Here is a 21,630-nt window from a genome sequence, read left to right on the forward strand (position 1 = left end):
ATAGCTGCCTGTGCTTATCCTATAAGCGCAGGCACTTGTTTTTATAGGCAATTCAGGTATGCATACACTTTCCTCCCAAAGGATCCCCACCGCCCTGCTCTGCGCCGCCACCCTGGCGCTCACCGGTTGCGGTTCTTTTCTGCGCGAAGGCACCGGGGTGACGGCCGGTATTGGCGGCGCGGCGCTGGCCAGCACCGTGACGAAAAACGCCGCCGTGGCCACCGGCATCGGCATCGGTGTGCAGGCCGTGGCCCAGGCCGGGCTGCAAATGGCCGAGCGCAATGCCCACCAGGACGAACAAGACCACATTGCCCAGATTGCCGGAGCGCTAAAAGTAGGCGAAGTGGCGCGCTGGAAGATGGTGCACAAAATTCCGCTGGAGGTGGATGAACAGGGTGAAGTCACCGTCAGCCGTGTCATCGGAGGTGCAGGGGGTGCAGGAAGCAAGGGCCTGGACTGCCGCGAAATCGTCTTCTCGGTGGAGATGACCGACATCTCCGAATTCCCCCGCTCGTTTTACGTGGCCACCATTTGCCGCAACGGCCAGACCTGGCAATGGGCCTCGGCCGAGCCCGCCACCGGGCGCTGGGGGGCCTTGCAGTGAGGGCCGTGCGCTGGGTGTGCCTGGTGGCCTCGCTGGCCGTGGCCGGGTGCAGTTCGGTGGGCGGGCTGGCGGGTGCGGTGGCGGGCATCACCTCGGGGGCGGCCACGTCCAACCCGGCGGTGGGCATTGCTGTCAGCGTGAGCGTCAAGGCCGCCACCGATGCGGGTATCAAGCACGCCACGCGCACGTTGCACGCCGAAGAGCAGGACCTGATCGCCGCCATCGCAGGCAATCTGCCGGTAGGCGCGCGGCGCGACTGGCGCATGCAGCGCAGCATTCCCTACGGCAACGAACACGGTGAGCTGCAGGTCACCCGCATCCTCGACACGCCGCTGGCCCAATGCCGTGACGTGGCGTTCTCGGTGGCCGTGGACGATGCCCCGCCCGACCAGCCCTCCGCCCAGTGGTACACCACCAGCATCTGCCTGCAGCTCAACGGCTGGAAGTGGGCCGCCGCCGAACCGGCCGTACCGCGCTGGGGGGCCTTGCAGTAACCGCTGCCCTTGGCACACGCCCATAAAAAAACCGCATCGCCCTCGCAGGCGCTGCGGTTTTTTTATCAACGCGGTGCGGTTTATTGCACGATCACGACTTCGACGCGGCGGGCTTCGGCGTTGCTGCCAGAGCCGGTCATGGCTTCGGGCTTGACCAGTTCGATCTTGTCGGCAGCCACGCCCAGGGCGGTCAGGGTGTCGCGCACGGCGATGGCACGCTGCTTGGCCAGTTCCTGGTTCTTGGCCATGTCGCCGGTGGCATCGTGGAATCCGCTGACGCGCACCGACTTGCCATCGGCGGCCAGCTTGACCACTTCGGCCAGGGCCTCGTTGGCACCGGCGGCGATGTCGGCCTTGGCGGTGGCGAAGTAGAACTTGACGACACCGTCTACCACCTTGACGCTGGCACCGTCGGCTTCGACCATTTCCACCGCCGCAGGGGCAACCGCTTTGGGCATGCGGGTCTTGTAGATGCCCAGCCCGATCACCAGGCCGAGGATGGCCGCCAACACGCCAAACAAAATAGCCAGCACTACGCCGTGGCTGGTGTCGTCGTCAGAAGAAAACATTTGGGGGTACTCCAGAAAATAGAAGGGGGACAGGGCGCAGGACCCAGGCGGGGGCGATGCGGACAAGATGTCGGGGCCGATTGTAGAGGGCTGGTCAGCCGGGTTTACCAGGGGTCGGCACAATGGGCACCGCCCAAAAATAGTAACAAAAAGTGCACTCGGTGCTTATTCCATCGGCATGAGCAGCTATTCTTTTTGAGAATACGCCATGGATGGGGAGGTGAATCCATCCCCACCACCAGGCCGTGGCCGGTTTGTGGGGTGGGGATGCGATGCGGTCTGTCAAAAATCCAGTGCGGCCACCCTGTGCGCCAGCGCGTCCACCCCGACCTGCGTCAAGTCGTCCGTCTCCAGGGTTTGGCGGGTTGCCCAGGCGCTGAAATTATTGCTCTGCGAACGCGAGTAATGCGGGTCGTAGTGCAGGGCCATCAGCTCGGCAAACAGTGCCTGCAGGTTCCCCGCCAGCGCCCAGGCCTGCCAGCGCTCGATCACCTGCCGACCGTGCAGATCCTTGAGCAAACCCAGCTTGTCGGCCAGGGCCTGGGGCGCATCGCCCAGATAGGCGTAGTCGCGCAGCAGGTAGTCCAGCCGGGCCTGGGGCGTGGCGCTGATTTCGATGCAGGGGCTGGCGCGCAGGCGCAGCACCAGCGGCGTGGGCAGGGTCAGGCGGCCAATCTTGCGGCTTTCGCCCTCGACAAACAGCGGGCGGTTCGGGTCGAGCTTTTCCAGCACATGGGCCAGGCCGGTTTCAAACGCGGTTTGCGAGGGCTGGGCCTGGCCCGGCACCGCACCCAGGATGGAGCCCTTGTGCACCGCCAGCCCTTCCAGGTCCAGCACCTGGTGGCCCTGGGCGGCCAGGGAGTGCAGCACGCTGGTCTTGGCGCTGCCGGTGGCACCCACCAGCACCCGCAAAGGCAGCGTGGGGCACTGGGCTTCCAGCGCGTCGATCACGAAGCGCCGCCAGGACTTGTAGCCGCCTTGCAGTTGCTGGGCGTCCCAGCCCACCATGCGCATCCAGGTCACCATGGAGCCACTGCGCATGCCGCCACGCCAGCAGTACACCAGCGGGGTCCACTTGGCGGGCTTGTCGGCAAATTGCTCGCGCAGGTGCTTGGCCAGGTTTTCCGCCACCATGGCGCCGCCCACCCGGCGGGCCTCGAAAGCGCCCTGCTGCTTGTACAGCGTGCCCACGATCACGCGCTGCGCGTCGTCCAGCACCGGGCAGTTGATGGCCCCGGGGATGTGGTCGATGGCGTACTCGGCGGGCGAGCGCGCGTCGATCAGCGTGTGGAAGGCGTGCCGGTCCTTGACCGTAGTAGGGGCTCTCACGGAAAAACCTCGGCTGGCACAATCGAACCACTTATGACCCAGACTTCAGAACCCATTGCATTGACCCAGTTTTCGCACGGTGGCGGCTGCGGGTGCAAGATTGCGCCCGGCTTGTTGGCCGAGATTTTGGCACGTGCACCCCAGGGCCTGGTGCCGCCCGAGCTGCTGGTGGGCACCGAGACCAGCGACGACGCCGCCGTGTACCGCCTCAACGCCACCCAGGCGCTGGTGGCCACCACCGACTTTTTCACCCCCATCGTCGACGATGCCTATGACTTTGGCCGCATCGCCGCCACCAATGCGCTCAGCGACATCTACGCCATGGGCGGCACACCCATCCTGGCGCTGGCGCTGGTGGGCATGCCGATTGCCAAGCTGCCGCCCGAAGTGATTGGCCAGGTGCTGGCCGGGGGCGCGGCCGTGTGCCGCGAGGCGGGCATCCCCATCGCAGGCGGCCATTCCATCGACGTGCTGGAACCCATTTACGGCCTGGTCGGCCTGGGCCTGGTGCACCCCGACAAGGTGCGCCGCAACGCCGACGCCCGGGCGGGCGACGTGCTGGTGCTGGGCAAACCGCTGGGCGTGGGTATTTTGTCGGCGGCCCTGAAAAAAGGCATGCTGGGTGCCGACGGCTACGCCGAGATGCTGCACCACACCACCCAGCTCAACAAGGTCGGCATCGCATTGGCGCAGATCGATGGCCTGCACGCCATGACCGATGTGACCGGCTTCGGCCTGGCCGGGCACCTGCTGGAGATGTGCCGGGGCTCCGGCCTGTCGGCCCAGGTGGATGCCAACACCCTCCCCCTGATTGCCAGCGCCGTGGCCTTCGCCCAGCAAGGCATTGCCACCGGCGCCTCGGCCCGCAACTGGGACGGCTACGGCGGCCAGGTGCAGTGGCGCGGCGACGACTGGCTCAAGGCCCTGGTCACCGACCCGCAAACCAGCGGCGGCCTGCTGGTGAGCTGCAGCCCCGACGCAGCCCCCGCTGTGCTGGCGGCCTTTGCCGAGGCCGGGTTTGCCCAGGCCGCGCAGATCGGCCGCATGCACACCCCGGCCCCCGGCCAGCCCGTGGCACTGTCGTTCTAAAGCCATGGTCCACCGCGTCATCCCCTTGCTGGACCAGCGCAATCACGCCACGCAGGCGCTGCGCTCCGCCACGCCGGTGGATGGCCCGCTGTTGGACACCCTGCACCGCCCGCTGCACGACTTGCGCATCAGCGTCACCGACCGCTGCAACTTCCGCTGCAGCTACTGCATGCCCAAGGCGGTGTTCGACAAAGACTACCCCTACCTGCCGCACAGCGCGCTGCTCAGCTTCGAAGAAATCACCCGCGTGGCCCGCGTCGCCGTAGCCCAGGGCGTGCGCAAGATCCGCCTCACCGGGGGCGAGCCGCTGCTGCGCAAGAACATCGAGGTGCTGGTGGCCCAACTGGCCGCCCTGCGCACCCCCGACGGCCAGCCGCTGGACCTCACGCTCACCACCAACGGTGCCCTGCTGGCCCGCAAGGCCCAGGCCCTGAAAGACGCTGGCCTGCAGCGCCTGACCGTCAGCCTGGACGGGCTGGACGACCGCATCTTTCGCCAGATGAACGATGTGGACTTTCCGGTGCGCGACGTGCTCGACGGGCTGGACGCCGCCCACCGCGCCGGGCTGGCCCACATCAAGGTCAACATGGTGGTGCAGCGCGGCACCAACGACCATGAAATCCTGCCCATGGCCCGGCACTTCAAGGGCAGCGGCAACACCCTGCGCTTCATCGAATACATGGACGTGGGCGCCACCAACGGCTGGCGCATGGACCAGGTCGTCCCCTCCCGCGAGGTACTGCAGACCCTGCAAACCGAATGGGCGCTGCGCCCTCTCGCCCCCGCCGCACCGGGTGAAACCGCCCAGCGCTGGGCCTACGCCGATGGCAGCGGCGAGATCGGCCTGATCAGCAGCGTGACCCAGGCCTTCTGCGCCGACTGCAGCCGTGCCCGGTTGTCCACCGACGGCAAGCTCTACCTGTGCCTGTTCGCCACCCAGGGCCACGACCTGCGCAGCCTGCTGCGTGGCGACGCAAGCGAAGACCAACTGGCCGGCGCCCTCCAGCACATCTGGCAAGGCCGCAGCGACCGCTATTCCGCCCTGCGCGCCGCCTTGCCCTTTGAGACCGGCACCGGTGCCAAGCGGGTGGAGATGAGCTACATCGGTGGTTGACATCCACGCCATCACCGGCCTGGTTTTGGCCGGAGGCCGGGGCACCCGCATGGGCGGCGTGGACAAGGGCTTGCAGGATTTCCACGGCCAGCCGCTGGCCCTGCACGCGCTGAACCGGCTACGGCCCCAGGTGGGCCCGCTGATGCTCAACGCCAACCGCCACCTGGCCGATTACACCGCCTTCGGCGTGCCCATCTGGCCGGATGCCGACGCCGAATTCGCCGGGCCGCTGGCCGGCATGCTGGCCGGACTGACCCACTGCACGACTCCGTACCTGGCCACCGTACCCTGCGACGCGCCGCTGTTTCCACTGGACCTGGTGGAGCGCCTGGCCGCAGTGAAGGCCGACATCGTGGTCGCCACCGCACCCGACGCCACCGGCGTGCAGCGCCTGCAGCCCGTGTTCTGCCTGCTGCGCACCGGTCTGCAAGGCAGCCTGGCACAGTTCCTGGCCACGGGTGGCCGCAAGGTCGGCCAGTGGATGACGCAGCACCAGTGCGTGCGCGTGGCGTTTGGCGAGGCGGCTGCATTTGCCAATGCGAACACCTTGGACGAATTGGCAGATATTCAGCATCAAATAGGTTTCTAACGCTTATGGAATGGGCGTAAGTAGCTATTTAAAATATAGCAACCCCTAGCGCCGCCCAGACGACCCCACCCGCGCAGCCGTCGCCTGCCGCAGCGTCAACCCCAGCAGCAGTACCACGTAAAACACAAACGCCAGCCGTGGCACATCCACCAGGCTGTCGAACAGGCCGACCAGCACAAAGCCCACCAGGCCACCGCCGATGCCGGGGGCCAGCGGGTGGTCTTTGGCGGTGCCCACCGTCACCCGCCACAGGGCGGCCAGCAGCATGGCCGAGAACAGCAGCAGACCCACGCTGCCCTGGTCAAACAGCACGTTCATGAAGACGTTCTTGATGTGCCAGGGCAAGTGGTTGCGGTCGCTGGAGAAGAACCAGCGGCGCAGGTCCTCGGAGAAGTCGCCGTTGTCCAGCAGCTGGCGGCCATCCGGGCCGAGCAGCTGGATGTCGTCCACGTCGAACAGCGCCAGCGGGGTGTCGGTGGCAATCGAGAAAGCCACCATACGCGGCGCGTACCAGTCGCCGCCGGCCAGCTGGTTGCCGGCCAGCGGGATGCGCAGGTCTTGCCACACGCCCGGCATGGGTTTGACACCGGTGCCCGCCAGAAAGCAGTCGCCGTTGTAGAGCAGCTGCTTCTCGCAGACCTCCAGGTGCAGGCCCAGCTCTTTGGCGGTGCGCACCCGCAGGGCCACCGCCACCGGGCCCTGCGGGGCGCGGATGCGCTGCGACACGCGCAGCATTTCGCCCCAGCCCATGTAGGCCTGCTTGCCGCCGCCCAGCACCAGGTAGGTATTGCCGTCCTGGCTTTTGAGACGGTAATCGCCAGGGTGCTCCGAGGAGGTGCCCGTCAGGTAGTAGCTGGCGGGGTAGCGGCCCATGCCCTTGCCCAGCACCGGGTCCCAGGGGGCGGTGAGCATGTTCCAGCCTTGCGTCCAGTGGGCTACGCGGGTGTCCATGTCGCTGCTGCTGGTGGAAAAACGTTCGCTCATGTAGGCGCCGCCGCCAAAGATGCTGAGGATGCCGCCCACCATGGCCATGCCCGCCCAGGTGGTGGCATGCCAGCGCAAGCTGGTGGGCCACACGGCTTTGGGCGAGGCACCGGCGGCCAGGGTCAGCAGCAAGAAGCCGCCCAGCACCGGCAGGATGGCGTCACCGGCGCGTGCATAGCCCCAGTGCTCGGCCACCAGGCCGGCACCCACCAGCACGGCCATGAAACCGGCCAGGGCCAGCTGCGCCGCAAGGCCCACGCGGACCCGCTTGCCCGTTGCGGGCACGGCGGTGGTGCGGCTGGCAAACAACAGGCCCAGGCTCAACAGCAGACAGGCCCCGTAGCCGAGGTAGGAGCCTTTGGAGCCCTGCATCGCCCCGGCCCACAACGCCACGCTGAGCAGCACCCCGGCCACCAGGCCGACCATCCAGTCCGCCAGCTGGAAGCGCCGCAGCACGCCCGCCAGCGGCAGGGCCACGGCCGCGGCCCCGAGCAAGGCCAGCAGGCCGCGGTAGCCGCTGGAGGGAAACGTCCACAGAATCGCCGCACCGAACAGCAGGACCAGCACCGCGCCCGGCCCCAGGTGGAGCTGGGGCGCAGCCACTGCCGAGGCCATGGGGCCGCCCCGGCGCAGCTGGCGGCGCGCACTCAGCAGGCACAGCGCCACCGTCACCGCCAGGCCAACCGGCACCGCCAGGTACACCCCGCGGGAAAACGTGGTCAGGCAGGCGTAGCCCCCTAAACCCAGGCAGGCCACCACGGCGGCCCAGCGCCGGTGCGAGTGGGCCACAAACAGCTCGCGCAGCACAAACGGCATCAGCAGGGCCAAAAACCCGTCCAGTGCCGCACCGCCCACGTGCATTTCCCAGAACAGGCCGGTGGTGCGGTAGTCGGTAGAAAAATTGAACAGGCCCACAAAGGCCATGCGCTCCCACACCGTGGCCATACACGCGCCCGCCAGCCCCAGCATCAGGCCCGTGGCCAACCAGGTCGGGGCCTGCGCGCCGCGGCGCACCACGGCTGCCCGCCACAAGGGCATCACCAGCAGGGCCAGAAAAAAGCTTTTGGCCAGGCGCAGGCTGTTCATGGGCTCGTGGTAGCCCTGGAACCAGCCAAAACTGAACCCGCCCGCATCGGCAAAGCCGCGCGCCATCGCCACCAGCGTGGAGACCGCAAACAGCAGCAGCATCAGCCACGCGCCTGCCGAACTGCGGGGCTGGCGGGCCACCGCCGGGGTGTTGGCCGAGGGCCAGGCCAGCCGTGCATAGCCGCCCGCCGCCGCGGCCAGCACCAGCAGGTCCAGTTCTTCAAAGGTGATCCAGCCGGTCCAGGGCGCAAAGCCGATCAGCGGCAGCGCCAGCGGCACGGCCACCAGCCAGCTGTCGGGCCAGACAAAAAAGGCCACGCAGCAGGCCACAAACAGCAGGCTGGCCGCCCAGGGCGCCACCGGGTAGTGCAGCACCAGAAACACCCCCGCGGCAGCTAACGCCAGGGCCCATAGCCCAACCGACCAGCGGATGCCCACGGCACGCGGCCGGGCATCCGCGCGGCGCGATGGCGGAGCCCTGTCGGAGGATTTCACGGGGTTGAGACTGTCCATCCTGGGGTGCCGCCTGGTTAAAGTGAAAAGAGGTGCCAGGATGGTAGCGCAGCCATCGGCATGCCCGGCCCTGCAAGGGCCCCGAAAAGCCCCGCTGGTGCCAGATGCGCCTCGCTAGAATCGCGCCGATGCAACGCCCGCCCCGCTTTTTCCTGTTTCGCCATATCCACCTGCGGCCCCGCCTGTTTGCCGCGGGGCTGGTGGGCCTGCTGGCCGTGCTGCTGTTGTCGGGCATGCCCGGGCTGCTGACCGTCACCCGGCTGGTGATCGGCTGGAATGTATTTGCCTGCCTGTACCTGGCCCTGGCAGTGCACATGATGGTGCTGGCCGACCACGACCAGATGCGCATGCGCGCCCAGGACCAGGACGAAGGGCGGCGCACCGTGCTGGCCATGGTGGTGGTGGCCGCACTGGCCACGCTGGGCGCCATCCTGGCCGAGCTGGCGGTGGTGAAAGACATGCAGGGCACGCCGCGCTACGCCCACATTGCATTGGCCGTGCTGACCATCGCTACCTCCTGGGGCTTCACCCATGTGATGTTTGCGCTGCACTACGCCCACGACTTTTACTCCAACCGGGCGAAAAAACAGCCCGATGGCCTGCTGTTTCCCGGCACCGAGCAGCCCGACTACGGCGACTTCGTTTATTTCGCCTTCATCATCGGCACCTCAGGCCAGACGGCCGATGTCAGCCTAACCACGTCGGCCATGCGCCGCACCGGGGTGCTGCACTGCGTGCTGGCCTTCTTTTTCAACACCACCCTGGTGGCGCTGACCATCAATATCGCTTCCGGACTTTTGTGACCTTCTCCATGTTTCTGACCTCGCCCCGCCGGGTGCTGGCGCTGCTGGCGGTATGGCTGCTGGCCACCCTGGGCGCGCGCCCGCTGCTGCTGCCCGACGAGGGCCGCTACGGCAACGTCGCCCGTGAAATGCTGCAGGGCAATGGCTTTGGCTTCGGCCTGGTGCCCACGCTCAACGGCCTGCCCTTCTTCCACAAGCCGCCGCTGATGTACTGGCTGGACATGGCCGCCATGCAGCTGCTGGGCGTGAACGCCTTTGCCGCCCGGTTTGGTGCGTTTGTGGGGGCCTGGCTGATGGGCGCGGCGCTGTTTCTGGCGCTGCGCCGCTGGGTCGGGCCACGGCCCGCCACCATCACGCTGGGGGTGCTGGCCACCTGCCCGTTTTTCTTTGTAGGCAGCCAGTACGCCAACCTGGACATGCTGGTGGCCGGGGTCCTGACAGCCACGGTGCTGTGCTTTGTGCGTGCGGTGGAGTCGCCCCGCCGGGTAGACCTGCGCTGGCTGCTGGCCGCCTGGCTGGCCTGCGCGCTGGCGGTGCTGGCCAAGGGCTTGATCGGCATTGTGCTGCCCATGCTGGTCCTGGGCCCCTGGCTGCTGGCACAGGGGCGCTGGCGGCAGATTCTGCAGATGCTGCACCCGCTGGGGCTGCTGGTGTTTGTGGTGGTGGCCGGGCCGTGGTTTGTGCTGATGCAGCGCGAGTTTGCCGAGTTCAACGACTACTTTTTTATCGAGCAGCATTTCCGCCGCTTTGCCCAGACCGGCTTCAACAATGTGCACCCTTTCTGGTTCTACATTGCCGTGCTGCCCGCGCTGACCCTGCCCTGGGCGCTGTGGCTGCGCCGCCCGGTGGCCACCGTACCCGAAGCCGGTGCCAGCACCCTGCCCGGCCTGACGGGCCTGTGGGTCTGGTGGGGTGTTGCGGTGCTGGGCTTCTTCAGCCTGCCCAGCAGCAAGCTGGTGGGTTACATCCTGCCAGCCCTGGCGCCCTGGTGTGCGCTGCTGGGCATGGCGGTGGCGCGGGGCCGGGCCTGGCGCTGGGTGCTGCCTGCCAGCGCGCTGGCCTGTCTGGCGATCGTGGCAGGCCTGGCCTGGAAAGCCCCCGGCTCGCACCGCGACGTGGCCGAACGCCTAGCCGCGCTGCAGCAGCCGGGTGACCGGGTGGTGTTCATCGATAGCGCGTTCTATGACGTACCCTTTTATGCCCAGCTGAAAACCCCCGCCATCGTGCTCAGCGACTGGAATGACCCCACCATTCCGCAGCGCGACAACTGGCGCAAGGAGTTTGCCGACGCGGCCCGCTTCGACCCGGTGGCCGCAGCCAAAATACTGTGGACGCCCGACCGCGCCAAAGACCTGCGCTGCGGCCCCGGCCGCACCTGGCTGGTGGCCGACAAGGACTACCAGCCGCCCGCCGCCATGGGCACGGTCAGCCCGGTGTTCGTAGGCGCCAATGCACAACTGCTGCAAGTGGCCGCCGGAACCGACTGCCCGTAAATTTATAGAAAATCAGGCTCCAGCGCTTATGGAATAAGCGTGAGAAGCTACTGAATAAATAGCAATCACCACACACTGCCCAGCACCACGTCGGCGGCCTGCAGGTCGTGCAGGAAGGCGTCGCTGGCCAGGTAGGCCCGCTCCCGCACCCGCGCCGGGGCAATCGGGTCGACCACGGTAGGCACCTGCTCGGCGTAGCCGGGGTGGCAAAACAGCAGGCCGCCCGCCGCAGGCAGGGCCGCCAGCCAGCCGCGCATCTGGCCGCCGTAGTCGGGATCGATGAAGTCGTAGGCCCCGGTCAAACTGGGGTTGTGGCGGATGCCGCGCTGGCGCAGCGCCCGCTGCAGGGCCCAGCCGCCCGTGCCCTCGATCAGCCAGCGCTTCAGGCCAAAGCCGGGTCCGGTGAGGCGCCCCGTATTGCGCACCGCCGGAACGCTTGGCAAGGTGCTGATGGCCTCCAACACCTCGTCCCGCACGCCGGGCAGGTGGTGCACATGCTGGTGGCCGTCCACAAACTGGGGCGCGGCCCCGCTGGCGTCGGCAAACGCCTGCCACTGCGCGGCCCACTCGGCGGCCAGCGCGGCCCGGGGCAACTGCCCCAGGTGCGCGGCCAGGATCAGGCGCGGCAAAGCCAAAAACTGCGGCCAGATGCGGCGCAACTCGGCGCTCAGCGGTGCGCCTTCGGTCAAATTGAAATGCAGCCCGCGCTGTACCAGGGCGGGCAACCCGGCCAGCAGCGGTAGCGAGGCGCGCCAGGCCGGGGCCTGGGGCATGCACGAGACGGCGGTGATGCGCCCGGCCTGGGCCAGTTCGCCTATGGCCTGCGAGATGCCCAGGGTGAGGCCGAAGTCGTCGGTGCAGACGGCCAGGGTCCGCGTCACTCGGCCTCCGTGGCTGCGAACGCGCTGCGCCCCCGCTGGTCGGCCACGATGTAGATGGGCCGCTGTTTGACCTCGTCAAAGATGCGCCCCACGTATTCGCCCAGAATGCCGATGGACAGCAACTGCACGCCGCTGAAAAACAGCATGCTGGTGGCCAGCGTGGCCCAACCGGGCACGGGCTGGGCTTCAAAGAAATGCTCGAACACGATCCACAGCCCGAACAGCATGGCCCCGAAGGCGATCAAGGTGCCCAGCGCGCTCCACAGCCGCAGCGGAAAGTTGGTGAACGAGGTCACCCCGGTAAACGCCAGCCGCGCCAATCCGCGGATCGAGAAGCTGCTCTTGCCCGAAGCCCGCTCGTGCGGTGTGTAGGGCAGGATTTCGGTACGAAAGCCCACCCAGGCAAACAGGCCTTTCATGAAGCGGTTGCGCTCGGGCAAGGATTTGAGGGCGTCCACCACGCGACGGTCCATCAGCCGGAAATCGCCCGCGTCCACCGGGATCTGCACCATGCGGTTGGTGTTGACCAGCCGGTAAAACAGCCAGGTTCCCAGGCGTTTGGCCAGGGTTTCATCCACCCGGGTGGCGCGCGTGGCGCACACCATGTCCACCCCATCGCGCCAGCGCGCCAGCATGGGGGCGATCATCTCCACCGGATGCTGCAGGTCGGCATCCATGCACACCACGACATCGCCCTGGGCATGTTCGATGCCCGCCGTGAGCGCGCATTCTTTGCCGAAGTTGCGGCTCAGCCGCAGGTAGCGCACACCGGGCTCCACCAGCCAGGACAACATGGCCACCGGGGTGGCATCGCGGCTGCCGTCGTCCACCACCAGAACCTCCCATTGGTCGGTCAGATCCCGCAAGACCGGTGTCAGCACCGCCATCAGGGCAGGTAAATTGGAGGCTTCGTTGTAAGCAGGGACCACCACGCTGAGGCGGGGACGCGCGGGGCGCCGGGGTGCGGTGGCCGGTGCTAGGGCAGAAGGGTTATTCATACACACTATTATCCAAAGAGTCGGTTCTACCGCCCCAAGTGTAGGGGCTCCACACGCACCATTGCGCCGGTATTCTTCATATAAATAAAATGCCCCCAGCGCTCTCCCTATCTGCGCTGGCAGCTATTAAATAAGTAGTAACCCTTTGAACGCATTGACCCCCGCTCCGGCCGTACTTCTCGACACCTTGCCCACCCACAGCGGCCTGCACTGGGGTGTCGCCACCCTGAACGCCCCGGCGGCGCTGAACGCCCTGTCCCCGGCCATGGTGGAGACGCTGGCCACGCAGCTGGCGCGCTGGGCGGTCGACCCCGGGGTAGCCGGGGTACTGCTGCAGGCCAGTGGCGACAAGGCCTTTTGCGCGGGCGGCGACATACGCCAGATCTACCAGGAAATTGGCGGCGACAACCACCGCCAGCCCAATGCCGCCGTGCAAAGCTTTTTCAGCAGCCAGTACGCGCTGGACTACGCCATCCATACCTACCCCAAGCCCCTGCTGTGCTGGGGCCACGGCATCGTGATGGGCGGCGGCCTGGGCCTGATGGCGGGTGCGTCGCACCGCGTGGTCACGCCCGGCAGCCGCCTGGCCATGCCCGAGATCGGTATCGGCCTGTACCCCGACGTGGGCGGTAGCTGGTTTCTGCGGCGCATGCCGGGGCGGGTTGGCCTGTTTCTGGCTTTGACGGGCGCGCCGCTGAACGCCGCCGACGCCTTGTTTTGCGGGCTGGCAGACCACGCACTGCCACACGCCGACAAAGCCGCCGTGCTGCAGGCCATGGCCGGGGGGCCGTGGACGCGGGATGCGCCGCACAACCGCGCCAGCCTGTCCCGGCTGCTGGGGCAGCAAGCCGCAGCCGCTGTGCCGACATCACCCGTGCGTGCGCATTTCGACCAGATCCAGCAGTTGATGGCCGGCGAAGATCTGCAAGACATCGACACCCGGCTGCGTGCCCTGCAGACCGACGACTCCTGGTTGGCCAACGCGGCGGCCACCTACGCCCAGGGCTGCCCTACCAGTGCGGCGTTGGCGCATGCTCTGTGGCAACGCTGCCTGCACCTGTCGCTGGCAGACGTGTTTCGGCTGGAGTACACGGTGTCGCTAGGCTGCTGCGCCCATCCCAACTTTGGTGAGGGTGTGCGCGCCTTGCTGGTGGACAAAGACCGCAAGCCACGCTGGTCGCCCGCCCGGCTGGCCGAAGTGACACCCGCCTGGCTGCAAGCGCATTTCGAGCCCCGACATGCCGGAGCGCATCCGCTTGCCAGTTTGGTGTAAGCACTGTGACGCACCGTGCAAACAGTTGCTGCAGTTACAAAGGGGGCACAAAGCTCCTGATTTCGTGCAATTTCCTCCCCATTACGGGTAATCTTGCGCTCCACATTGGTGTTATCACTCCAATTTATTACACCAATCCACTGCTATATTGCACTGCAACATTCGTTCTCTCGTTCATCCCACGTTTTAGGCCGCCATGCTCTACCAAATCTACGAAACCCAACGCTCATTGATGGAGCCGTTTGCTGATTTTGCGCAAGCCGCCTCCAAGCTCTACAGCAATCCGCTCTCGCCACTGGGCAAAAACGCCATGTCGCAACGCGTGTCCGCTGGTTACGACCTGCTGTACCGCCTGGGCAAAGACTACGAGAAGCCCACCTTTGGCCTGCAAACCATCGAAGTGGACGGCACCCAGGTCGCCGTCCATGAGCGTGTCGAAATCGACAAGCCGTTTTGCGAGTTGCGCCGTTTCAAGCGCTTCACCGACGACCTCCACACCCTGACCCAGCTCAAGGGCCAGCCCGCGGTGTTGATCGTGGCCCCGCTGTCCGGCCACTACGCCACGCTGCTGCGCGACACCGTCAAAACCATGCTCAAGGACCACAAGGTCTACATCACCGACTGGAAAAACGCCCGTCTGGTGCCCTTGAGCGAAGGTGAATTCCACCTGGACGACTACGTCAACTACGTGCAGGAGTTCATCCGTCACCTGCAGGGCATCTACGGCAACTGCCACGTGATGAGCGTCTGCCAGCCCACGGTGCCGGTGCTGGCCGCCGTGTCGCTGATGGCTTCGCGCGGCGACCTGACCCCGCTGACCATGACCATGATGGGTGGCCCCATCGACGCGCGCAAGTCGCCCACCGCGGTCAACAACCTGGCCATGAACAAGGGCTACGAGTGGTTTGAAAACAATGTCATCTACAAGGTGCCCGCCAGCTTCCCCGGCGCGGGCCGCAAGGTCTACCCTGGCTTCCTGCAGCACACCGGCTTTGTGGCCATGAACCCGCAGCACCATGCCAAGAGCCATTTCGACTACTTCAAGGACCTGGTCAAGGGCGACGACGTGAGCGTGGAAGTGCACCGCAAGTTCTACGACGAATACAACGCCGTGCTGGACATGGACGCGCACTACTACCTGGAAACCATCGCCACCGTCTTCCAGGACTTCAAGCTGGTCAACGGCACCTGGAACGTGCGCGGTGTGGACGGTACGGTCGAGTTGGTCAAGCCGCAAGACATCACCAACACCGCCTTGCTGACGGTCGAAGGCGAACTGGACGACATTTCCGGCTCGGGCCAGACCAAAGCCGCACACGACCTGTGCAGCGGCATCCCGACGCAGCAGCAACGGCACATCGAAGCCGAAGGCGCAGGCCACTACGGCATCTTCAGCGGCCGCCGCTGGCGCGATGTGGTGTACCCCGAGGTCAAGGCCTTCATCAAGGCGCACAACACCGGCACCGTGACAGTGGCCGCCCCCGCAGCCCCTGCCGCCCCCGTACCCGTGGTGGCGATGGCCGAAGCAGCGGCAAGCACGCCGCACGCCTCGGCCAAACTGCCGGTCAAAAAATCCGCCAAGCACAAGGCCTGATCCTGTTGCCGGTTTCAACCGCATCCGGGCTGGCGGCACGCATCAATGCCGCCTTGCCGCAGACGCAGTGCACGCGCTGCGGCTTCCCGGATTGCGCGGCCTACGCCCAGGCAATTGCCGAGGGCACGGCCCCTATCAACCAGTGCCCGCCCGGCGGTGCCGAGGGCATTGCAAAGCTGGCGGCCCTGACCGGCCAACCCGCCCTCCCCCTGAACCCCGACTTTGGCATCGAAGCCGGACGGTCCGTGGCCGTCATCGACGAAGCTTGGTGCATAGGCTGCACCCTGTGCATCGCCGCCTGCCCGACCGATGCCATCTTTGGCAGCAACAAGCGCATGCACAGCGTGATCCCCTTGCACTGCACCGGTTGCGAACTGTGTCTGCCGGTGTGCCCCGTAGACTGCATCCAGATGGTCAATGCCAGCGACAGCCGCACCGGCTGGAGTGCGTGGTCCCCGCCGCAGGCCGAGCACGCCCGCCAGCGCTATGCCCAGCACCGCGAACGCCTGAGCCTGGCTGCGCGCCCGCTGCCTGCACATCCGCCAGCCAGCCAGTTGCCAGCGACCGCCCCCACCGACCCCAAAAAAGCCACCATAGCCGCCGCTTTGGCACGCGCCCGGGCCCAGCGCGCCCCGCCTTCGGCCTGAGCAGGCTGTGGTGCCGCAGGAAATCTACAGGTATCCGACACTTGAGGACCATCCCTTGCTATAGTTGCCCGTAACAAAATGCGACGTTTCGTCGTACAACACGGGGAACTAGGATGCCAATTTCAATGCGCACCGCACGGATTGGGCTTATGGCCGTAGCGTTTTGCAGCGCCGCAGCGTTTGCGCTGGACAAGCCTGCTGGCAAAGTCGTGCTGACCATCAGCGGCGCAGTGTCCCAGGCCAACAACGGCGCCACGGCCGTTTTTGACATGGCGATGCTGGAAAAACTGCCGCAAAAGACATTCACCACCCAAACCCCCTGGTACCCCAAGCCCGTGACCTTTACCGGCCCCTTGTTGCGCGACGTGCTGGCCGCTGCCGGGGCCAAGGGCAGCAAAATTGTGGCGGTGGCGCTGAACGACTACAAAACCGACATTCCGTTCGACGATGCCACCAGGTTCAATCCCATCGTGGCCCATCTGCTGGACAACAAACCCATGTCGATCCGCGAAAAGGGTCCGCTGTTCATCGTCTACCCGTTTGACACGGCAGCCGAGTTGCGTACCGAGATGTACTACAACCGGTCGGCGTGGCAACTCAGCAGCTTGAAAGTGCAGTAGTCCGGCTTCCACTGGCCTCTTAGATTCAGGACACCACACCATGAGCAACCCATTGGACCCGGGCGAAAAGCGCACGGTGTTGGTGGTAGACGACACGCCGGACAACCTCTCGCTGATGAGCAGCCTGCTGCGCACCGACTACCGCGTCAAACTGGCCCCCAGCGGTGAACGGGCCCTGAAAATCGCCAGTGCCGACGGCAAGCCCGACCTGATCCTGCTCGACATCATGATGCCCGACATGGACGGCTACGAGGTGCTGCGCCGCCTGCGTGCCGACCCGGGCACGGCCGATATCCCGGTGATTTTTCTCACCGCCATGAGCGCCACCGAAGACGAAAAAATTGGCCTCGACATGGGCGCGGTGGACTACATCACCAAGCCCATCAGCCCGGCCACGGTGATGGCCCGGGTGCGTAACCACATCGAGCTGAAGCTGGCACGCGACTTTCTGCAAAACCAGAGCCGTTACCTGGAGCAGGAGGTGCAAAAGCGCACCCGCGAGATCGTTGCCATCCAGGACATCACGGTACGTGCCATCGCGCTGCTGGCGGAAACCCGAGACAACGAAACCGGCAACCACCTGCGCCGCACGCAAAAGTACGTCAAGGCCCTGGCCATCCAGCTGAAATACCACCCGCGCTTTGCGTCGGAATTGACCAACGAGGCGATCGAGTCGCTGTACAAGTCGGCACCGCTGCACGACATCGGCAAGGTGGGCATTCCCGACCGCATCTTGCTCAAGCCCGGCAAGCTCGACGATGACGAGTACGAAATCATGAAGACCCACACCACGCTGGGCCATGCCGCGCTGGTGCACGCCGAGGAGGAAGAAGGCCACGAGATGCCGTTCCTGCGCTATGCCAAGGAAATCACCCTGTGCCACCAGGAGAAGTGGGATGGCACGGGTTACCCCATGGGCCTGCACGGCGACGCGATCCCGATATCGGCCCGGCTGATGGCCCTGGCCGACGTGTACGACGCGCTGATCAGCAAGCGGGTGTACAAGCGCGCCTTCAGCCACGACGAGGCCAGCGCCATCATTTTGAAAGGTCGCGGTTCGCACTTCGATCCGGACATCGTGGACGCGTTCGAGGCCATCGAAGCGCAGTTCCGCACCATCGCCATCGACTTTGCCGACGACGACGGCGAAGCCGCCTCGGAGGTGTTCCGCATGGCGGTGGACCTGACCAACCGGCACCCGGTAGGAACCGTCGGCTGATTTTGAATGTTTTAGGGCGCTTACGCTTATAGATAAAGCGTAAGCAGCTACTAAATCAATAGCTAATCAGCCCGCCAGCTTGGCGAAGGCCGCCACCACTTCGGGCGGTGCCTGCACCATTTCCACCAGCACACCCTCCCCGGCAATCGGAAATTCCGGGCTGGCTTTGGGGTGCAAAAAGCAGATGTCGAACCCCGCCGCGCCCTTGCGGATGCCGCCGGGGGCAAAGCGCACGCCTTGCGCGGTGAGCCACTCCACCGCCACCGGCAGGTTGTCGATCCACAGGCCCACGTGGTTCAGTGGGGTGGTGTGCACGGCGGGCTTTTTCTCCGGGTCCAGCGGCTGCATCAGATCGACCTCGACCTTGAACGGGCCGCTGCCGATGGCGCAGATGTCTTCATCCACGTTCTCGCGCTCGCTGACGAAGTTGCCGGTAACCTCCAGGCCCAGCATGTCCACCCACAGGGTGCGCAGGCGCTGTTTGTCGGGGCCGCCGATGGCGATTTGCTGGATGCCCAGCACCTTGAACGGGCGGGTCATTGCGGTGTGCAGCCCTGGGCCAGCATGCCGCTGGTGGGCAGGCCGAGCTTGGTGAGCAGGCTGCGGTCGGCTTCCACATCGGGGTTGCCGGTAACCAGCAGCTTGTCGCCGTAAAAGATGGAATTGGCACCGGCCATGAAGCACATGGCCTGCACGGCTTCGCCCATCTGCTGGCGGCCTGCGGACAGGCGCACGCGGGTGGTGGGCATGGTGATGCGGGCCACGGCGATCACGCGCACAAATTCCAGCGGGTCCAGCGGCGGTGTGTCGGCCAGCGGCGTGCCCTCCACGCGCACCAGGTTGTTGACGGGCACGGATTCGGGGTAGCTAGGCTGCAGATTGGCCAGCTGGGCGATCAGTCCGGCGCGCTGGGCCCGGGTTTCGCCCAGGCCGACGATGCCGCCGCTGCAGACCTTCACGCCCGCGCCGCGCACGCGGTCCAGGGTGTCCAGCCGGTCCTGGTAGACGCGGGTGTCGATGATGTCGCCGTAGAAGTCGGGGGCGGTGTCGAGGTTGTGGTTGTAGTAATCCAGGCCGGCGTCGCGCAGCTGGGCGGCATGGCCGTCTTCCAGCATGCCTAAAGTGGCGCAGGTTTCCATGCCCAAGGCTTTGACGGCCTTGACCAGCTCGGCCACGTTGTCCACGTCACGGTCTTTGGGGCTGCGCCAGGCCGCACCCATGCAGAAGCGGGTGGCACCGGCTTCTTTGGCGGCTTTGGCCGCCGCCACCACCACGTCCACGCCCAACATCTTGGTGGCGGTGACGCCGGTGTCGTAGTGCACCGACTGCGGGCAGTAGCCGCAGTCTTCCGGGCAGCCGCCGGTCTTGATGGACAGCAGGGTGGACAGCTGCACGTCGCCCGCGGGGAAGTTTTCGCGGTGCACGGTTTGCGCGCGGTGCATCAGGTCCAGAAACGGCAGCTCAAACAGCGCCTCCACAGCAGCCAGCGGCCAGCGCTCTTCGGCGTTGGCGACAGGCTTGGGCGCTGGGCGGTGCAGGGTGACGGGCTTTTCAAGGGTCGAAGTATTCATACGGTTTTTGTTATGTGAATCGAATGATGGGTTGGTCTACAGAGAGCGATTCTCCCTTAGTGGCCAACACGGCATCTACGACGCCATCGTTGATGGCAAACAGCACATTTTCCATCTTCATAGCCTCGATCACCGCAACCCGCTCACCGGCCTGCACTTTTTGGCCTGCCACCACCGCCACATCGACCAGCAAACCGGGCATCGGCGACAGCACAAAGCGGCTCATGTCAGGGGCCGCCTTGAACGGCATCAGGGTGTAGAGCTCGGCGGCGCGGGGGGTCAGCACCAGGGCATCGAGCTGGCGGCCATTGTGGGCAATGCGCAGCGCCAACGGGTTCTTGCTGGCCCCGCCGGTGCCGCCGCGCTCCACCTGGGCGGCGAACGCCGTACCGTTGCAGGTGCCGTGGATGCGCACCGCACCCAAACGCGCATTGCTGCAAAACTGATAGCTGCTTGTGCCGATGGATACAGCGCTGGAGCCTGTTTTTTCTTGAAAATCGACCACGGTCACCGGGGTTTGTACGGTCTTGCCGCCCGCGCCCAAAGACACCACGGTAAAGGCCTCGCCCACTTCAAACTCGTGCCCGGCCACCTGGCCGCTGATGCCGCTGGCGCGCTGCAGGTAGCGGCGGTGCACAAAGGCGGCCAGGGCCACCAGAAAGTCGGGGTCGTCGTGCGGCACGTCTTCGGCGTGGAAACCCGCCGCATAGTTTTCGGCGATGAAGCCGGTGTTGAAGTCACCCGCCACAAACTTGGGGTGCGCCAGCAGCGCCGACTGGAACGGGATATTGCTGCCCACACCGCGGATCACAAAGCCGTTCAGCGCTTCGCGCATCTTGGCAATCGCGTCCAGCCGGTCGGTGCCGTGCACGATCAGCTTGGCAATCATCGAGTCGTAGAACATCGGGATTTCGCCGCCGTCCTGCACACCGGTGTCCACCCGCACGCCGTGCCAGTGGTCGGTGTCAGAGGCAAACATGGTTTCTTTGGGCGGCTGAAAGCGCACCAGGCGGCCGGTGGAGGGCAGAAAGTTGCGGAACGGGTCTTCGGCGTTGATGCGGCACTCGATGGCCCAGCCATTGCGCTGCACCTGCTCCTGGGTCAGCGGCAGCTTTTCGCCCGCCGCCACGCGGATCATCAGCTCCACCAGGTCCAGCCCGGTGATGCATTCGGTGACCGGGTGCTCCACCTGCAGGCGGGTGTTCATTTCCAAGAAGTAAAAGCTCTGGTCTTTGCCCACCACAAACTCCACCGTGCCCGCGCTCTGGTACTTGACGGCCTTGGCCAACTGCACCGCCTGCTCGCCCATGGCTTTGCGGGTGGCGTCGGTGATGAAGGGCGACGGCGCTTCTTCGATCACTTTCTGGTGGCGGCGCTGGATGGAGCACTCGCGCTCGTTGAGGTAAATCACATTGCCATGGCTGTCGCCCATGAGCTGGATTTCGATGTGGCGCGGCTCTTCGACAAACTTTTCGATGAACACCCGGTCGTCGCCGAAGCTGTTGCGGGCCTCGTTGCGGCAGCTGGTGAAGCCTTCAAAGGCCTCTTTGTCGTTAAAGGCCACCCGCAGCCCCTTGCCGCCGCCGCCCGCGCTGGCCTTGATCATCACCGGGTAGCCGATGCCCTTGGCGATTTCGACCGCCTTTTCGGGGGTTTCAATTGCGTCGTTCACGCCCGGGATGCAGTTCACACCGGCGGCACCGGCCAGCTTTTTCGACTCGATCTTGTCGCCCATGGCGGCGATGGAGTAGTGCTTGGGGCCGATGAAGACGATGCCCTCTTCTTCCACCCGCTTGGCAAACCCGGCGTTTTCGCTCAGGAAGCCGTAGCCGGGGTGTACCGCCTGCGCGCCGGTGGCCTTGCAGGCGGCAATGATCTTGTCGGCCTGCAGGTAGCTTTCGCGGCTGGGCGCGGGGCCGATGTGCACGGCCTCGTCGGCCAGCGCCACGTGGCGGGCTTCCTTGTCGGCATCCGAGTACACGGCCACGGTTTTAATGCCCATTTTGCGGGCGGTGAGGATGACGCGGCAGGCGATCTCGCCACGGTTGGCAATCAGGATTTTGGTAAACATGGTCTTGTCCTATTTTTTGAATTCATGGGGGCTAAATCCGCAACGGCCGCGGTGTGCCAGCCTCCGCTCGTGTCCCCCGCCCTGCGGGC

20 protein-coding genes are annotated in these 21,630 nt (G+C 65.8%); 12 read left to right on the forward strand and 8 right to left on the reverse strand.

Annotated elements, in window-relative coordinates; genetic code table 11:
- Nucleotides 1-58 precede the first annotated feature (58 nt).
- Together AB3G31_RS13665 and AB3G31_RS13670 are read left to right on the forward strand one after the other, a co-directional pair.
- The gene (locus AB3G31_RS13665) at nucleotides 59-604 is read left to right on the forward strand and encodes a hypothetical protein (protein WP_367846627.1); all 546 of its coding nucleotides are present in this window, start codon (nucleotides 59-61) and stop codon (nucleotides 602-604) included.
- Complete coding sequence (locus tag AB3G31_RS13670; RefSeq protein WP_367846628.1) at nucleotides 601-1,098, forward strand: hypothetical protein; 498 nt, start codon at nucleotides 601-603, stop codon at nucleotides 1,096-1,098. Before AB3G31_RS13665 ends, AB3G31_RS13670 begins: the two co-directional genes overlap by 4 nt.
- Nucleotides 1,099-1,178: 80 nt before the next feature.
- Here the strand turns inward: AB3G31_RS13670 and AB3G31_RS13675 are convergent, their stop codons facing one another.
- Nucleotides 1,179-1,667: an OmpA family protein gene (locus tag AB3G31_RS13675; protein WP_367846629.1), complete on the reverse strand. Its 489-nt coding sequence runs from the start codon at nucleotides 1,665-1,667 to the stop codon at nucleotides 1,179-1,181.
- Nucleotides 1,668-1,949: 282 nt separating this feature from the next.
- Nucleotides 1,950-2,996, reverse strand: a complete 1,047-nt coding sequence (gene mnmH, locus AB3G31_RS13680; protein ID WP_367846630.1) for a tRNA 2-selenouridine(34) synthase MnmH — start codon at nucleotides 2,994-2,996, stop codon at nucleotides 1,950-1,952.
- Nucleotides 2,997-3,029: 33 nt separating this feature from the next.
- Between mnmH and selD the strand changes: the two genes are divergently transcribed.
- The 3 genes from selD to mobA are packed head-to-tail and all read left to right on the forward strand — an operon-like array spanning nucleotide 3,030 to nucleotide 5,788.
- On the forward strand, nucleotides 3,030-4,085 hold the full coding sequence (gene selD / locus AB3G31_RS13685; RefSeq protein ID WP_367846631.1) for a selenide, water dikinase SelD: 1,056 nt from the start codon (nucleotides 3,030-3,032) through the stop codon (nucleotides 4,083-4,085).
- A gap of 4 nt (nucleotides 4,086-4,089) precedes the next feature.
- Entirely contained in the window at nucleotides 4,090-5,199 is a 1,110-nt protein-coding gene (gene moaA / locus AB3G31_RS13690) for a GTP 3',8-cyclase MoaA (protein ID WP_367846632.1), read from the forward strand.
- Nucleotides 5,192-5,788: a molybdenum cofactor guanylyltransferase MobA gene (gene mobA / locus AB3G31_RS13695; RefSeq protein WP_367846633.1), complete on the forward strand. Its 597-nt coding sequence runs from the start codon at nucleotides 5,192-5,194 to the stop codon at nucleotides 5,786-5,788. Before moaA ends, mobA begins: the two co-directional genes overlap by 8 nt.
- 45 nt (nucleotides 5,789-5,833) lie before the next feature.
- Here the strand turns inward: mobA and AB3G31_RS13700 are convergent, their stop codons facing one another.
- Complete coding sequence (locus AB3G31_RS13700; protein ID WP_367846634.1) at nucleotides 5,834-8,353, reverse strand: hypothetical protein; 2,520 nt, start codon at nucleotides 8,351-8,353, stop codon at nucleotides 5,834-5,836.
- A 146-nt stretch (nucleotides 8,354-8,499) separates the two neighbouring features.
- Here AB3G31_RS13700 and AB3G31_RS13705 point away from each other — a divergent pair, with 146 nt between their 5' ends.
- Both AB3G31_RS13705 and AB3G31_RS13710 read left to right on the forward strand, forming a co-directional pair.
- Entirely contained in the window at nucleotides 8,500-9,174 is a 675-nt protein-coding gene (locus AB3G31_RS13705) for a DUF1345 domain-containing protein (protein ID WP_367846635.1), read from the forward strand.
- An 8-nt stretch (nucleotides 9,175-9,182) separates the two neighbouring features.
- Nucleotides 9,183-10,667: an ArnT family glycosyltransferase gene (locus AB3G31_RS13710; RefSeq protein ID WP_367846636.1), complete on the forward strand. Its 1,485-nt coding sequence runs from the start codon at nucleotides 9,183-9,185 to the stop codon at nucleotides 10,665-10,667.
- Nucleotides 10,668-10,732: 65 nt separating this feature from the next.
- On the opposite strand, the gene AB3G31_RS13715 is transcribed toward AB3G31_RS13710, so the two are convergent.
- Both AB3G31_RS13715 and AB3G31_RS13720 read right to left on the reverse strand, forming a co-directional pair.
- A complete protein-coding gene (locus AB3G31_RS13715) occupies nucleotides 10,733-11,548 on the reverse strand; it encodes a ChbG/HpnK family deacetylase (RefSeq protein WP_367846637.1) in 816 nt (271 codons plus the stop codon).
- Entirely contained in the window at nucleotides 11,545-12,546 is a 1,002-nt protein-coding gene (locus tag AB3G31_RS13720) for a glycosyltransferase family 2 protein (protein ID WP_367846638.1), read from the reverse strand. The genes AB3G31_RS13715 and AB3G31_RS13720 overlap by 4 nt, the downstream gene beginning before the upstream one ends.
- 145 nt (nucleotides 12,547-12,691) lie before the next feature.
- Between AB3G31_RS13720 and AB3G31_RS13725 the strand changes: the two genes are divergently transcribed.
- The 5 genes from AB3G31_RS13725 (at nucleotide 12,692) to AB3G31_RS13745 (ending at nucleotide 17,899) form a co-directional block, all read left to right on the forward strand.
- Complete coding sequence (locus AB3G31_RS13725) at nucleotides 12,692-13,819, forward strand: enoyl-CoA hydratase/isomerase family protein (protein WP_367846639.1); 1,128 nt, start codon at nucleotides 12,692-12,694, stop codon at nucleotides 13,817-13,819.
- 196 nt (nucleotides 13,820-14,015) lie between these two features.
- Nucleotides 14,016-15,413 (forward strand): polyhydroxyalkanoate depolymerase, encoded by a 1,398-nt coding sequence (locus AB3G31_RS13730; RefSeq protein WP_367846640.1) that lies wholly within the window; start codon nucleotides 14,016-14,018, stop codon nucleotides 15,411-15,413.
- A 5-nt stretch (nucleotides 15,414-15,418) separates the two neighbouring features.
- Entirely contained in the window at nucleotides 15,419-16,060 is a 642-nt protein-coding gene (locus AB3G31_RS13735; protein WP_367846641.1) for an RnfABCDGE type electron transport complex subunit B, read from the forward strand.
- A 149-nt stretch (nucleotides 16,061-16,209) separates the two neighbouring features.
- Entirely contained in the window at nucleotides 16,210-16,680 is a 471-nt protein-coding gene (locus tag AB3G31_RS13740; protein WP_367846642.1) for a molybdopterin-dependent oxidoreductase, read from the forward strand.
- 40 nt (nucleotides 16,681-16,720) lie between these two features.
- On the forward strand, nucleotides 16,721-17,899 hold the full coding sequence (locus AB3G31_RS13745; RefSeq protein WP_367846643.1) for a two-component system response regulator: 1,179 nt from the start codon (nucleotides 16,721-16,723) through the stop codon (nucleotides 17,897-17,899).
- A gap of 66 nt (nucleotides 17,900-17,965) precedes the next feature.
- Here the strand turns inward: AB3G31_RS13745 and AB3G31_RS13750 are convergent, their stop codons facing one another.
- The 3 genes from AB3G31_RS13750 to AB3G31_RS13760 are packed head-to-tail and all read right to left on the reverse strand — an operon-like array spanning nucleotide 17,966 to nucleotide 21,541.
- A complete protein-coding gene (locus AB3G31_RS13750; protein ID WP_367846644.1) occupies nucleotides 17,966-18,439 on the reverse strand; it encodes a VOC family protein in 474 nt (157 codons plus the stop codon).
- Nucleotides 18,436-19,470, reverse strand: coding sequence for a biotin synthase BioB (gene bioB, locus AB3G31_RS13755; RefSeq protein ID WP_367846645.1), 1,035 nt, complete (start codon nucleotides 19,468-19,470; stop codon nucleotides 18,436-18,438). Before bioB ends, AB3G31_RS13750 begins: the two co-directional genes overlap by 4 nt.
- 10 nt (nucleotides 19,471-19,480) lie before the next feature.
- Nucleotides 19,481-21,541 (reverse strand): acetyl-CoA carboxylase biotin carboxylase subunit, encoded by a 2,061-nt coding sequence (locus tag AB3G31_RS13760; RefSeq protein ID WP_367846646.1) that lies wholly within the window; start codon nucleotides 21,539-21,541, stop codon nucleotides 19,481-19,483.
- Nucleotides 21,542-21,630 lie beyond the last annotated feature (89 nt).

Source organism: Rhodoferax sp. WC2427 (assembly GCF_040822085.1).
Classification (GTDB): domain Bacteria; phylum Pseudomonadota; class Gammaproteobacteria; order Burkholderiales; family Burkholderiaceae_C; genus Rhodoferax_B.